General features: G+C 60.3%; 11 protein-coding genes. 3 read left to right on the top strand and 8 right to left on the bottom strand.

Annotated features, from left to right (window positions below):
- Positions 1 to 78: 78 nt before the first annotated feature.
- The 4 genes from OSJ75_RS02225 to OSJ75_RS02210 form a co-directional block, all read right to left on the bottom strand.
- Positions 79 to 648: an ABC-type transport auxiliary lipoprotein family protein gene (locus OSJ75_RS02225; protein WP_267227029.1), complete on the bottom strand. Its 570-nt coding sequence runs from the start codon at positions 646 to 648 to the stop codon at positions 79 to 81.
- Positions 649 to 727: 79 nt separating this feature from the next.
- A complete protein-coding gene (locus tag OSJ75_RS02220) occupies positions 728 to 1720 on the bottom strand; it encodes an MlaD family protein (RefSeq protein ID WP_250013610.1) in 993 nt (330 codons plus the stop codon).
- A 3-nt stretch (positions 1721 to 1723) separates the two neighbouring features.
- Positions 1724 to 2599 (bottom strand): ABC transporter ATP-binding protein, encoded by an 876-nt coding sequence (locus OSJ75_RS02215; protein WP_250013608.1) that lies wholly within the window; start codon positions 2597 to 2599, stop codon positions 1724 to 1726.
- Positions 2600 to 2608: 9 nt separating this feature from the next.
- Entirely contained in the window at positions 2609 to 3784 is a 1176-nt protein-coding gene (locus OSJ75_RS02210) for an ABC transporter permease (RefSeq protein ID WP_267226641.1), read from the bottom strand.
- A 58-nt stretch (positions 3785 to 3842) separates the two neighbouring features.
- Here OSJ75_RS02210 and dgcA point away from each other — a divergent pair, with 58 nt between their 5' ends.
- Entirely contained in the window at positions 3843 to 4826 is a 984-nt protein-coding gene (gene dgcA / locus OSJ75_RS02205; RefSeq protein WP_267226639.1) for an N-acetyl-D-Glu racemase DgcA, read from the top strand.
- On the opposite strand, the gene OSJ75_RS02200 is transcribed toward dgcA, so the two are convergent.
- The 3 genes from OSJ75_RS02200 to OSJ75_RS02190 all read right to left on the bottom strand — a co-directional run bounded on the left by OSJ75_RS02200 (position 4823) and on the right by OSJ75_RS02190 (position 8015).
- Positions 4823 to 6037, bottom strand: a complete 1215-nt coding sequence (locus OSJ75_RS02200) for an MFS transporter (RefSeq protein WP_267226637.1) — start codon at positions 6035 to 6037, stop codon at positions 4823 to 4825. The two genes, dgcA and OSJ75_RS02200, sit on opposite strands and share 4 nt — an antisense overlap.
- 105 nt (positions 6038 to 6142) lie before the next feature.
- Positions 6143 to 7204: a glycosyltransferase family 4 protein gene (locus OSJ75_RS02195; protein ID WP_250013602.1), complete on the bottom strand. Its 1062-nt coding sequence runs from the start codon at positions 7202 to 7204 to the stop codon at positions 6143 to 6145.
- Positions 7194 to 8015: a UDP-2,3-diacylglucosamine diphosphatase gene (locus OSJ75_RS02190; RefSeq protein WP_250013599.1), complete on the bottom strand. Its 822-nt coding sequence runs from the start codon at positions 8013 to 8015 to the stop codon at positions 7194 to 7196. Before OSJ75_RS02190 ends, OSJ75_RS02195 begins: the two co-directional genes overlap by 11 nt.
- A 220-nt stretch (positions 8016 to 8235) precedes the next feature.
- Between OSJ75_RS02190 and OSJ75_RS02185 the strand changes: the two genes are divergently transcribed.
- Together OSJ75_RS02185 and OSJ75_RS02180 are read left to right on the top strand one after the other, a co-directional pair.
- Positions 8236 to 10533, top strand: a complete 2298-nt coding sequence (locus tag OSJ75_RS02185; protein WP_267226635.1) for an NADP-dependent malic enzyme — start codon at positions 8236 to 8238, stop codon at positions 10531 to 10533.
- Between the two features lie 66 nt (positions 10534 to 10599).
- Positions 10600 to 11565 (top strand): DUF2865 domain-containing protein, encoded by a 966-nt coding sequence (locus OSJ75_RS02180; RefSeq protein WP_267226633.1) that lies wholly within the window; start codon positions 10600 to 10602, stop codon positions 11563 to 11565.
- Here the strand turns inward: OSJ75_RS02180 and gltX are convergent.
- Positions 11483 to 12856, bottom strand: coding sequence for a glutamate--tRNA ligase (gltX, locus tag OSJ75_RS02175; protein WP_267226631.1), 1374 nt, complete (start codon positions 12854 to 12856; stop codon positions 11483 to 11485). The two genes, OSJ75_RS02180 and gltX, sit on opposite strands and share 83 nt — an antisense overlap.
- Positions 12857 to 12908: the final 52 nt, after the last annotated feature.

The raw sequence follows: 12908 nt of genomic DNA, 5'->3' as shown, positions 1-12908 counted from the left end.
TCAGGGGAGGATGAATTCAGGGAAGCCCAGCGCCTCGGCAAGGCACCTGCCGCTCTATCCCAATCGATCTACTTTTGACTAAATGACGGACAGCGTCCAGCGGACGATCTCGCCGCTCACATCGTCGAAGGCCCGGTCAAGCGCCGCGACGTAGGATGCGTTGCCGCCCCCCGCGACCGGCGCCGCCGAACGGAAGACGCGGGTTGCGCGCACCGTGCCGTTCTTGTCGTTGAGCACCTTGACGGCAATCTCGACGACAGCGGTTTCTCCAGTTGACGCATCGATGTTGAATGTACGGATATTGGTGATGATCTGGTAATCGATCGCGAGGCCGTCACCCGGACGCCCTACTCCGCCGAGGCGGCCTGTCCCTTCAAAGGCCTGGGCCAGGCGCGACTGGACGATATTCGGCAGCCGATCCGCCCACTGCGCGCCCTTGAGGAACGATATCGAATTGGGGCCGGACCTTACGACGATATTCTCGCCATCCAGCGCCTTGAGCGCCGATGGGGCAGCGATCAGTATCTGCCGACCCTGCTTCCTCGAGGCTGTTACCTCCGGCGTTGCGGCCGAGAGATCGAACGTATCGAGCTTTTTCGCGCTGGCGCATGCAGTAACGGAAAGGGCAACAATCAAAGCTGCAATGATTTTTTGCGAACTCACCGATTCAACCCATCCCTGCACAGCAATTCTTAATTCACGTTAATGATATGGGCACGAGCGAATGTCAACGCCGCGTGCGGCCATCATATTCCGGCACATTACCGCCGCCCCCGAAAATCACCCTCTGCGGATTCTTTTCGAGATCGCTGATGGCGCGTTCGATCCGCTGCACGGATTGCCGGCTTTCATTGACCAATGACTGCACGTCGCGCAGGCCCTGCCCCGAAAACCGGTTGAGATTGTCGGCAATCGGCCCAAGCCGCGTATTCAGATTGTCGGCAACGCTGCGATAGGATTGCAACGTGGCGCGCGCTTCCCGAACGATGCTGCCATCCTGATCGGAAAGCTGCAGATCGAGCTTGGCCAATACACCATCGACGCGGGTCGAAGCCGCATTGAGCCGCGTCATCATCTCTCGGGCTTCGCGCACGAGGACCTGCACATCCTCCGCGCTGCGGCTGAACTTGTCGATGACGTCCGAATTCTTGGCGAGGGCATCGGTGAATTTCTTCGTATTGTTGACAGTATCGACCAGCGGTCCCTTTACCTCGGTGATGAAACTCTCGATCGAACCAACCGCCGTCTCGACACGCTCCAGGATGGTTTGCGCCTTCTGCAGCAAATTGTTGACGACTGAAGGATCGGCATCGATGCGCGCGACGACATCTTCCTTCGCCGCCTCTTCCAGAAGCTTCGGCTCGTAGAGCTTGCCGCCCTTCAATTCGATGAAGGCCTGCCCCGTGAGACCGGCAAAGCCCAATGTGGCCTGGGTAGAGCGGGTTATCGGCGTCGATGCGTTCACTTCCGCCTGGGCGATGACGGCATCCGGGTTCTTGTCGTCGATCGACAAGCGGCGGATGGTGCCAACCTTGATGCCGTTGAAGAGCACCTGGCTGCCATCGGCGAGACCCGTGACGGAGCCAAGAATCCGGATTTCCAGCGTTGCGGTCTCCGTCTTGTCGCCATAACGGGCGATCCAATAAACGAATCCGAATGCGAACAGACAGACGACCAGCGTGAAGATTCCGACCAGAACGTAGTTTGCCTTGGTTTCCATCGATTATTTCGCCTGCCCGTGCAGCCCCGCTGGTGCCGTTTCTGTTGTGGCCGCGCGTTCGGACCGACGCAAATTCTCGCCCGCCGGCACGATCTGGCGGGCTCGCTTTCCCTGGAAATATTCCTTAACCCAAGGATCGTCAAACGCCAGCATATCGTCGATCGTTCCTTCCACGAGTACCCTTTTCTTGCCCAATACCGCGATTCGGTCGCATACCGCGAACAGACTGTCCAGATCATGCGTGACCATGTAGACCGTCAGGCCCATCGTATCGCGCAAATTCGCGATCAGTTCGTCGAATTCCGCGGCACCGATCGGATCGAGCCCCGATGTCGGCTCGTCGAGGAAGACGATTTCCGGATCCAGCGACAAAGCCCGGGCCAGCGCCGCGCGCTTGATCATGCCGCCTGAAAGTTCCGACGGGAATTTGTCGGCCGTATCCGGCTTCAATCCCACCAGGTCGATCTTCAGCCGGGCAAGTTCGTCCATCAAGCGCGGCGGGATGTCCAGATATTCCCGCATCGGTACCTGAATGTTCTCGAGTACGGTGAGGGATGAAAACAGGGCGCCGTGCTGGAAAAGCACGCCCATGCGCATGTCCACGGCGAGTTTTTCCTGCTCGCTGGCATGATCTATGTCGTGGCCGAATATGCTGATGCTGCCGTTCTGCTTCTGGTTCAACCCGAGGATCGTCCGCATCAGCACCGATTTTCCCGTGCCGGAAGCGCCGACAAAGCCGAGGATTTCACCGCGATAGACGTCGAGATCGAGGTGATCAAGGATTTGCGCCCGGCCGAACGAGACGCTGACATCCTTGACCGAGAGGATTACCTCCCTGGTCGTCGTGTCTCCATCCGGGTTCTGCTGTTTCGGGTTCATACCGCTCGCTCAGAAATTGATAGACGCGTAGAAGATGGCGAAAAAGCCATCGACCACGATTACCACGAAGATCGATTTCACCACGGAGGCCGTCACGCGCTGTCCGAGGGATTCGGCGCTGCCGCCTACCTTCATGCCCTCGACCGAGGCCATTACGCCTATGATCATTGCCATGAACGGCGCCTTGATCAGCCCCGCGAGATAGCTCGAGAGATCCACCGCATCGCGGAGCCGCTGAATGAAGGCATCGGGGGAAATGCCGGAATAGGCCCAGGTGATGATGATCGCGCCGACCAATGCGGCAAAGTCCGCAATTATGGTTAGCAGAGGCAGCGAGATCACCAGCGCCACCAGACGGGGGAACACCAGCACGCCGACGGGATTGAGGCCGATGACCGTCAGCGCATCGGTTTCTTCCCGCATCTTCATGGAGCCGATTTCGGCCGTGATGGCGCTTCCCGAGCGGCCGGCGATCATGATTGCCGTCAACAACACGCCGATTTCACGCAGGACGAGGATGCCTACGAGATCGACGACAAAAATCTCGGCGCCGAAATAGCGGAGCTGGAACGCACCCTGCTGCGCGATGATGGCGCCGATGATCGTCGACATGAGTACGACGACCGGGATGGCGCCGATCCCCATGCTGTCGATCTGATGGACGATTGCGGCCGGCCGTATGCCCGTGCGCCCGCTGCCCTTCATCTGCGCGCCACGCACGGTGGCGCCAAGAATGTGCATTGCCTTCAGGAAGTCGTCGCCGAAAGCATAGACCCCGCGCCCGATGCCGGCAAACATGCGGGTCAGCATCGACGGCCGATCGACGGTCACAGCCTCGTCCGGAGCAGAAGCTGCCTCGCCTACGGCTTCGAACAATGCCGCCCAACCCGGCGCCTGGCCCCTCAGGGCGACTTGCTTGCCTGCCTTCTCAAGCGTCGTCCGCAGCCGCTCCACCAGCCAGGTACCGGCCGTATCAAGCAGTTCAACGCCGGAAAGATCGATGGTTGCGCTGGAAAAGCTGCGATTCTCGCCGATTTGCCGCATGGTATCGTCCACACGCCTGACGTTCCGCGTCGTCCAGGCACCCGATAGAGCGATCAGGGCCTGACCGCCGTCCTCACTGAACTCAACCTGAGGCGGCGCTGCGGTAGAAGCACTTGATTTGCTTGCTCTATCGGTCAACATTCCTCACACATATCGAGTCTTTCGGTGCGTGTCACTTGAACAATTAAGGCACTCAATAATGTCAACAATACTTGAAATCGGGGTGGAGAGATGGCCCATCGCCGGAACGTTCACCATATCCCGAGGCTCGAAAACCGAGGCCGCCGTCGTCATCTGCAGGCTCGTCACCGAAACTGCAACCGGTCGGGGTGAATGCGTTCCCTATGCGCGTTACGGCGAAAGTATCGACAGCGTCTGCGAGCAGATCGAATCGATCCGCGAGCAGCTGGTTCAAGGACTGGACCGCGACGATCTGGCGAAGCTGCTTCCCGCTGGCGCGGCGCGCAATGCGGTCGATTGCGCCCTGTGGGACCTCGAAGCCAAGAGCGCGCGGACCAGTGTCGCAGAATTACTCGGTCTTGGAGAATTGCGGGACCTGACGACGGCGGTAACCGTGTCGTTCGGCGACGCCGAGACCATGGCTGCCGCGACGGCGAAATTCGCTCATCGGCCGCTGATCAAGGTCAAGGTCGGCGGCGACGACGATGCCGATCGCATAAGCGCGGTTGCAGCCGCCGCTCCTGCCAGCCGCATCATAATCGACGCCAATGAGGGCTGGAACGACGATAATATCGTCGCCAATCTCCTCGCTTGCGCCAAGGCCGGGGTGGCACTCGTCGAACAGCCCTTGCCGGCCGGCCAAGATGCCATCCTGCGCCGGATACCGCATCCTGTGCCGATCTGTGCGGACGAAAGCGTCCATGCTGCGGACGATCTGCACCAACTGGCCGGACTCTATGATTATGTAAACATCAAGCTCGACAAGACCGGCGGCCTGACGGAAGCGCTGCGAATGCAGCAGGAAGCCCGGCGCCTGGGATTTGGCATCATGGTGGGCTGCATGGTCGGCACATCGCTGGCCATGGCGCCGGCAATGCTCGTCGCTCAGGATGCGGATTATGTGGATCTCGACGGGCCGCTCATACTGAAGAAGGACCGGGAGCCGGGATTGACATTTTCCGGCAGCCTCGTTTCTCCGCCTTCGCCCGTGCTCTGGGGCTAGGCGGCGGCAGCCCGCTCGCCTCTCTCGAGTTTCAACGAGGCCAGCGCCAGAACGAGGCCGATGGCGGCCAGGGCGACCATCACGTAGAAGCCATTTATGCCCGTCGCCGAATAAAGCGGCCCGGATGCCATCGTCGCCGCCGCAAGCGAAGTTCCGACGAAGAAGGTCGACAGGCCCTGGGCGGTGCCGCCCCGTTCCTCCGGAATGGTCAGGGCGATCATCTTCTGCATTCCGAGAAACGACAATGCGAAGGAAAAGCAGTGCAGGCACTGCGAGAACAGGAACCCGCCTATGCCGAGCCCGAGCGGCTCGACCAGAGGGAACAAGGTCCAGCGGAACATGGCGACGGCAGAGCCGATCATCAGCACCTTGGCCGGATGAACCTTGCCGAAGAACCGCCGGAACGTCGCGAAGATGATGACTTCTGCGACCACCGATATGGACCAGAATATGCCGATCACCGTCTCTTCGATGCCGATCGACTTCCAGTAGATGGCTGAAAAACTGTAGCCATAGGCATGGCTCGCCTGCGTGATGCCGGTCGCGATGAGGAACGTCACGAAGGCGGGCCGGCGCAATGCCCTTCCTGCATTGGCTATGTCTATGTCCGACAGCGGCGATATGCGGCGGGGCCTGCCGATTCGGGGCACGGCAAAACTTGTCGCACAGGCGAGGATCAACGCCGCCAGCAGCGCCCAGGGGATGATGTGTTCGCCGATGCGCTGGATGATGATCCCCGCGAAGAAAGAGGTGAGCAGGAAGGAAATTGAGCCCCAGACCCGCATCCGCGCAAAATCGATGCCGTATCGGCGCACGCCGGACAGGGCGATCGTGTCGGCTAGAGGAATCTGCGACGTCCAGGGCGGGGACAGCAGCAGTGAAACGGCAAGGATTCCAGCGAAACCGAAAGGGACGAAATAAAACGCGGCGATAAGCGCCGCCATTACCGCCGCCGCCGACAGCACATGGGCGCGGTCACTGGATTTGTCCGCAAGCATCGATACGAGTGGAGCCGCGACCACGCGCACGAAAAGCGGCATCGACAGCACGATCGAAATCTCGGTGGGCGTGAGCGCCCTATATTCGAGCCAGAGCGGAAAATAGGGCAGATGCAGCCCGGTCGACATGAAGATCGCGAAATACATCAGCGCGATCCGAAGCTCGAACCGCGACGGTTTTTCTACGCTGGGATCCGCCAATGCGGCTGTCATCAATCGACTTTCGGGTGTGAAACAGGCCGGTAGAATCAATAGCCCGGCCCTACGTCGCTAACACGAAACCGCGCCGCTGCCTAGAAAACCTCCATCCAGCGAGGCCTAAGGTTTCTGGGCCTGGTCGGACAGATTGCGCGGCCTTGAGGCGCCGATAAAGGCCAATATGCTTTCAAATATTTCGGCGCAGGCTTCCCAGCTGAATTTATTCAGGCTTTTCTCGGGATCGACCCGCCCCATCGCCAGGGCTTCCAGAGCGGCAACGCTCAGATCCTCGGCCAATATGCCCGCACCCGTCGCTGCGATGACATCCTTGGGTCCCGGCACCGGATAGGCCGCGACCGGCAATCCGGCAGCTATCGCCTCAAGCAGAACAAGGCCGAAAGTGTCCGTCCGGCTGGGAAACACGAAGACGTCCGATGCCGCGTAGTGATGGGCGAGCTCCGCGCCCTCTTTCTTGCCTGCGAAGACGACGCTCGGATATTTGCGCCGCAGCGACTCGAGTTCAGGGCCGTCGCCAACGACCAGCTTTGTGCCGGGCAGATCCAGGTCGAGGAAGGCTTCAAGGTTTTTTTCCGGTGCTACCCGCCCCACACAGAGGAAGACGGGTCGCTGAAGCCCAAGGTCGGCACCGCGTTCAGGCTTGAACAGCGCGCGATCGACGCCCCGCGTCCAGACTTTTAGCGTCTTGAAGCCCCGTTGCGACAGTTCATCGTGGATCGACTGCGTCGGCACCAGGCAACATTGGGCCGAGTTGTGAAATCGACGCAGCAGGCCGTAGGAAAGCGACAGTGGAACCGGAAGGCGCTGGCGCAGATATTCGGGAAAGCGCGTGTGGAAGCTGGTCGTGAAGCGCCAATTGTTCTTCATGCAGGCGCGCCGGGCCATGAAACCAAGCGGCCCCTCCGTCGCTATGTGGATATAGGCGGGCTGGATGGCCTCAAGACGCGCCTTCAGCGCGCCGGGCAGCGTCATTGCAAGTCTTATCTCCGGATAGGTCGGGCAAGGCACCGAGGGATAATCCGCCGGCGACATGATGGTGACTTCGTAGCCGCGAGCCTCCATCAGCTCGCGCACCTTGGTCAATGTCCTGACAACACCATTGACCTGCGGATGCCAGGCATCCGTAACGATCACCAGTCGCCGTGTATCGTCTTCAGGCTGCATTCGCCGCCTTTGGCCGCTTATCGGCAAGCTGAACGACAGGGGCGAAGCCTGCATTCTCGCCGATGAGGTGGGTCCAGGACAAGAGCTCCATCCGGCCGTCGAAATGTTCCACGATGGCGGTGCAGCTTTCCACCCAATCGCCCGTATTGATATATTCGATACCGTCGATCTGCTCGATCGTCGCGTGATGAATATGGCCGCAGATGACGCCATCGGCGCCAATTCGCCGGGCTTCGTCAGACACCACCGTCTGGAACGAGCCGATGAAATTGACCGCCTTCTTCACCCGGAATTTTGCCCAGGCCGAGAACGACCAGTAGCGCAGGCCCAGCAAGCGCCTCATCTTGTTCATGACCGTATTGATCGCCAGTGCTGCGTCATAGGCCCAATCACCGAGATAGGCGATATGACGGGCGTTTCGCACCACGACATCGAACTGATCGCCATGGATGACGAGATATTTCTTGCCGTTCGCGGTTTCGTGCATCATCCGGTCCGTCACCTCGATGCCGCCGAAATGCGTCCCCTGGAAATCGCGCAGGAATTCATCGTGATTGCCCGCGATATAATAGATCCGGGCGCCTTTCCGGCTCTTCCGCAACAGCTTCTGCACGATGTCATTGTGCTCCTGCGGCCAATGCCAGGAACGCCGGAGCCGCCATCCATCGACGATGTCGCCGACGAGATAAATCGTATCGGCGTCATGATGCTTGAGGAAATCCAGCAGGAAGTTGGCCTTTGCGCCCTTCGACCCAAGATGGATATCTGACAGAAAGAGCGTACGGAATTTTCGTGCCTCGCCATCCATCATGATCCGATCTCCGTTGCTACGACGTGGATGCGTCCGATTGGCCGACACAAACCCGATTCATGTCACAAACGTATGACGGCGCTAAAAATGGGGGTTCCTGGCGATAAACACTTGTATCGATTCTGAGTTCATTTAAGCCTCTCAGCCTCAAGACGCGGATGCAAACCTCTTCGGGATGTGCAACCGTGAAGGCAGCAGAGCGAAGGTGAAAGGACCGTCCATGGCAGAGGATAAAACGCCCGGTAAATCTGATCTCGAAGAGAGCGCTCTGTTCTATCATCGCTTTCCGCAGCCGGGTAAGCTGGAAATCCAGGCGATCAAGCCCCTGGGCAACCAGCGCGACCTGGCGCTCGCCTACTCGCCGGGCGTCGCAGCGCCCTGTCTTGCAATCCATGAAAATCCCGCGGCCGCCGCGGATTATACCAGCCGCGCCAATCTCGTCGCCGTGATCTCGAACGGTACGGCGGTGCTCGGCCTTGGAAATATCGGCCCGCTGGCTTCGAAGCCGGTCATGGAGGGCAAGGCCGTCCTCTTCAAGAAGTTCGCCAATATCGATGTGTTCGACATCGAGATCGACGCCAATGAGATTGCGCGCATCGTCGATGTCGTTTCGGCGCTCGAACCCACATTCGGCGGTATCAATCTCGAGGATATCAAGGCTCCGGAGTGCTTTGAGGTCGAGGAACAGCTGCGCGAACGGATGAACATCCCTGTCTTCCATGACGACCAGCACGGAACGGCCATCATCGTTGCCGCAGCCATCCTGAATGGCATGGAACTCGCCGGCAAGGATCTCTCCAAGGTGAAGATCGTCGCCTCCGGTGCCGGCGCGGCGGCCCTCGCCTGCCTGAACCTCCTGGTCAAGCTCGGCGTGGATCGGAAAAACATCTGGGTCTGCGATCTCGACGGTGTCGTCTATGAAGGACGCAATACGCTGATGGACCGGTGGAAATCCGCCTACGTCCAGAAGACCGATGCGAGGGTCCTGGCGGACGTGATCTCCGGCGCGGACGTCTTTCTCGGCCTTTCGGCGGCCGGGGTCCTCAAGCCTGAACTGTTGAAGCAGATGGCGCCGAACCCGCTGATCATGGCGCTCGCCAACCCCAACCCCGAAATCATGCCGGAGGAGGCCCGCGCTGCCCGTCCGGACGCGATGATCTGCACCGGTCGATCGGATTTTCCCAATCAGGTCAACAACGTATTGTGTTTCCCTTACATCTTCCGCGGTGCGCTGGACTGCGGTGCGCGCGCCATCAATGAGGAGATGAAGATGGCGGCGGTAAAGGCGATTGCCGCTCTGGCGCGCGAGGAGCCGTCGGACGTGGCGGCCCGCGCCTATTCCGGCGACACGCCGACTTTCGGACCGAATTATCTCATTCCATCGCCATTCGATCCGCGGCTTATCCTGCGTATCGCGCCGGCGGTGGCCAAGGCCGCCATGGAAACCGGTGTCGCCGACAGGCCGATCGAAGATTTCGACGCCTATCTCGACAAGCTCAACAGGTTCGTCTTCCGTTCGGGCCTGATCATGAAGCCGATCTTCACCGCAGCAAAATCGGCGGAAAAGAAGCGCGTGATCTACTCGGATGGCGAAGATGAACGGGTCCTGCGCGCCGCGCAGGTGGTGCTGGAGGAAGGCATAGCCATCCCGACGCTCATCGGTCGCCCGCAGGTCATCGAGACGCGGCTCAAGCGCTACGGCCTCAAGATCAAGCTGGGGACGGATTTCGACGTCATCGACCCTGAAGACGATCCGCGCTACCGCGATTATGTCGATCTTCTCGTCAACCTCACCGGGCGTCGTGGCACGACCCCGGAGGTAGCGCGGACCATGGTGCGCGCCAGCGGAACCGTGATCGCCGCCCTCGCCATTGTGCGCGGCGAAGCCGATGCCATGATCTGCGGCCTTGAAGGCAGGTTCGAACGCCATTTGCGCAATGTCGAACAGATCATCGGCAAGACGGAGGGAATTCGCAACTTTTCCGCCCTGAGCCTGCTGATCTCGCAGCGCGGCGTGCTCTTCCTTACCGATACCTATGTCAGCATCGACCCGACATCGGAGGAGATCGCTGAAAAGACCGTGCTTGCCGCCAACGAAATCCGCCGCTTCGGCATCGAGCCCAAGGCTGCGCTGCTGTCGCACTCCAACTTCGGGTCCCGCGATTCGGAAAGCGCGGCGAAGATGCGCCTCGCATCGGAAATCCTGCGCTCCAAAGCGCCCGACCTGGAACAGGATGGCGAAATGCACGGCGATTCAGCGCTTTCGCAGATCCTGCGCGACAGGGTGCTGCCGCACTCACGGCTCAGCGACGAGGCAAACCTCCTCGTGTTCCCCAATCTCGATGCCGCGAACATCACCTTGAATGTGGTGAAGTCGGTGACGGATGCCTTGCATGTCGGCCCCATCCTGCTGGGCGCCGCCAAGCCGGCACATATCCTGACGCCGTCCGTTACCTCGCGCGGTATTGTGAACATGACGGCGCTTGCGGTTGTTGAAGCATCACAACGAATTGACTGACGGCCCGGTGTCTTATTGCTGCCGCATGGACGTGATGGTTCATGCGGCCAATCAATAGGCATGACGATGATACGTTTCTGTTCACTGCTGCTTTTCGCGCTGGGTGCATTTCTGCTGACAGGACCGGCCTTGGCCGATCCTGCCGTTTGTGCCCGCATGCAGGCAAGGCTCGATGAACTGACGAGCGACTACGCTATCGACGACTACGAATATAATCTGCGCAGGGACCGTATCGAAGCTGCGCTCGATGCCAATGATTGCCCCATACGCGATCATCAGTACCGCAATCTGCCCTCCGTCAACGACGACCCGCCCTATGAGGTCCTGGGGCAGCCAGGGGCTGAGCGGCCGGCGGAAACGACGCCCATCTATGGCGGCGACTACCAGACGCTCTGCGTACGCAGTTGCGACGGCTACTACTTTCCCTTGACCTACCAGACGGGCGCCGAGAACTTCCAGCGCGACCAGGCGAGGTGCGAAGCGCAGTGCCCGGGCGCGAAACTGTTCTACAGGCCGACCGACAGGCAGAGCCCGGAGGCGATGATGTCGCTCGCCGGCCAGCCCTATGGCAAGCTGCCGAACGCCTTCAAATTCCGCAAGGCCGGAGCCAATGGCACGGCGCAGTGCACGTGCGAGAGCACTGCCGGCAATGACAAAGGTCTCGGCGATGGGTCCATGGGCAAGGCTGCAGAGGTTGTTCCCGCGCCAAAGCCCGCCGCGCGTGCCGATGCACCCGTCGAGGCCAAGACGACGCCGCCGGCCGCTCCGACAACGGCAGATCCGGTGGAAACGCCTGCGGCAGTTGAAGCACAGCAGCCCGCCCCGAAGACCGACGCCGATGCAAAACCTTCAGCCGTGACAGGACCTGGCGAGCCAGAGGCACCGAAGGCAGAGGCTCCCCTGCCCAAGCCTTTGTCGCCAGACAAGCCGATGGACCCGAGCCGCAAGGTCAGGGTCGTCGGGCCAACGTTTCTTCCCGACCAAGAAGGGGCAATAGATCTGCGAGCTCCGGACCAGAAGCAAGTCCGGTAAGTGCGATGCGCAGCGGCATGAAGAGGGTCTTTCCCTTGCGTCCGCTCTGCTGTTTGACCGCGTCGGTCCAGATCTTCCACGTATCGCGGCTCCAGGGTTCCGGCGGCAGCAGATCGAATGCGGAACGCACATAATCCTTGTCGTCTTCCGCCACCGTCTCTTCGCCCGACGGCGCATCCCTGATAATACCCCACCATTGCGACGCTTCGCTCAGACGCGACAGGTTGCCCCGCACGGCCAGCCAGAATGGCTCGGCGATATCGCCTTCGATACCGAGAGCCGCAAGCCGCGGGGCAGCTTCAGCGAAGGGCATTGCGTGGATCAGCGTCCTGTTCAGCGTATCCAACTCGCCCGGGTCGAATTTCGAGGCGGATTTGGATGTCGCCTTGGGGTCGAAGACTTCCGCCAGCGCCGCCATGTCGGGCATCGCCGAAACATTCTCGGACGTGCCAATAAGCACCGCAAGGCTTGCAACGGCCATGGGCTCATAGCCGTCGCGTCTCAAACTGCCGACGGAAAGAGCGCCGGACCGCTTCGACAAGCCCTCGCCCGAAACCGTCGTAAGGAGATTATGGTGGCCGAGTGCAGGCGCCACGGCTCCAAGAGCTTCGAACAGGGCGATCTGGACGCCGCTATTGGTGACGTGATCATCGCCACGAATGATATGCGTAACGCCCATGTCGATGTCATCGACGACCGAAGGAAGCGTATACAGATAAGTGCCGTCCTCACGCACCAATACAGGATCTGACAGCGAGGCGAGATCGACCGTCTCGGGCCCGCGCACGACATCGTCCCAATGAACATCGGTTCTTTGCGGCGCGAAAGGATCGGCGGAGAAATTGGGCAGAAGGAAGCGCCAATGCGGCTTGCGGCCCTCGCTTTCGAGTTTCGCGCGGTCGTCAGCGCTCAATTTCAGCGCATCACGGCCGTAAACCGGCGGCAATCGCCGCGCAAGGCGCAGCTTGCGCTTGCGCTCAAGCTCGTCCGGTGTCTCGTAGCAGGGATATAGCAGCCCGGCGGATTTCAGCTTTTCCACCGCGGACGCGTAGATCGCGAAACGATCCGACTGATAGGCGATGCGCGACGGACGGATGCCGAGCCATTCGACGTCCTCCTTGATCGCCTCGGCATATTCGGGCTTCGAACGTTCCACATCGGTATCATCGAACCGCAGAATGAACTGACCGTCATTCTTCAGGGCGAACAGCCAGTTGAACAAGGCAGTACGCGTATTGCCAATGTGGATGTAGCCAGTCGGAGACGGCGCAAAACGAACGGTGACAGTCATGACCGGGGCATATCGGATGGCGCCTGGATTGGCAATATGGGCCGCGTGTCGC

This window comes from Phyllobacterium sp. 0TCS1.6A (assembly GCF_026420825.1).
Classification (GTDB): Bacteria; Pseudomonadota; Alphaproteobacteria; order Rhizobiales; family Rhizobiaceae; genus Phyllobacterium.
Note: the sequence above shows the minus strand (reverse complement) of the source record. Positions and strands in the feature narration are given on the sequence as shown.